Here is a 1395-nt window from a genome sequence, read left to right on the forward strand (position 1 = left end):
GCGAAGCAATCGGAAGTGGTTCCAAGAAAAGCCTCTAAGCTTCAGTCATACGAGACCGTACCGCAAACCGACACAGGTGGGCGAGATGAGTATTCTAAGGCGCTTGAGAGAACTCGGGAGAAGGAACTCGGCAAATTGGTACCGTAACTTCGGGAAAAGGTACGCCCCGGTAGCTTGACTGGCCTGCGCCAGGAGGGTGAAAGGGTTGCAATAAACTGGTGGCTGCGACTGTTTAATAAAAACACAGCACTCTGCAAACACGAAAGTGGACGTATAGGGTGTGACGCCTGCCCGGTGCTGGAAGATTAAATGATGGGGTGCAAGCTCTTGATTGAAGTCCCAGTAAACGGCGGCCGTAACTATAACGGTCCTAAGGTAGCGAAATTCCTTGTCGGGTAAGTTCCGACCTGCACGAATGGCGTAACGATGGCCACACTGTCTCCTCCCGAGACTCAGCGAAGTTGAAGTGTTTGTGATGATGCAATCTACCCGCGGCTAGACGGAAAGACCCCATGAACCTTTACTGTAGCTTTGCATTGGACTTTGAACCAATCTGTGTAGGATAGGTGGGAGGCTTTGAAGCGGGGACGCCAGTTCCCGTGGAGCCAACCTTGAAATACCACCCTGGTTTGTTTGAGGTTCTAACCTTGGCCCGTAATCCGGGTCGGGGACAGTGCATGGTAGGCAGTTTGACTGGGGCGGTCTCCTCCTAAAGTGTAACGGAGGAGTTCGAAGGTACGCTAGGTACGGTCGGACATCGTGCTAATAGTGCAATGGCATAAGCGTGCTTAACTGCGAGACCGACAAGTCGAGCAGGTACGAAAGTAGGACATAGTGATCCGGTGGTTCTGTATGGAAGGGCCATCGCTCAACGGATAAAAGGTACTCTGGGGATAACAGGCTGATTCCTCCCAAGAGTTCATATCGACGGGGGAGTTTGGCACCTCGATGTCGGCTCATCACATCCTGGGGCTGTAGCCGGTCCCAAGGGTATGGCTGTTCGCCATTTAAAGTGGTACGTGAGCTGGGTTTAAAACGTCGTGAGACAGTTTGGTCCCTATCTGCCGTGGGCGTTGGAAATTTGAAGGGGGCTGCTCCTAGTACGAGAGGACCGGAGTGGACGAACCTCTGGTGTACCGGTTGTCACGCCAGTGGCATTGCCGGGTAGCTAAGTTCGGAAGAGATAACCGCTGAAAGCATCTAAGCGGGAAACTTGCCTTAAGATGAGATTTCCCGGAGCTTTAAGCTCCTTGAAGGGTCGTTCGAGACCAGGACGTTGATAGGCTGGGTGTGGAAGTGCAGTAATGCATTAAGCTAACCAGTACTAATTGCCCGTACGGCTTGTCCCTATAACCTTGCCGGTTATACGCATTTACTCGATGATGAGTTACCCAA

The 1395-nt window shown here is 52.1% G+C and carries 1 rRNA gene; it reads left to right on the forward strand.

The features are described from left to right. Window positions 1-1349: ribosomal RNA gene (locus GJ700_RS34660) — 23S ribosomal RNA — on the forward strand; the annotation flags it as partial. Window positions 1350-1395 lie beyond the last annotated feature (46 nt).

The sequence above is a fragment of the Pseudoduganella rivuli genome (assembly GCF_009674485.1).
GTDB classification, from domain to species: Bacteria; Pseudomonadota; Gammaproteobacteria; order Burkholderiales; family Burkholderiaceae_D; genus Rugamonas; species Rugamonas rivuli_B.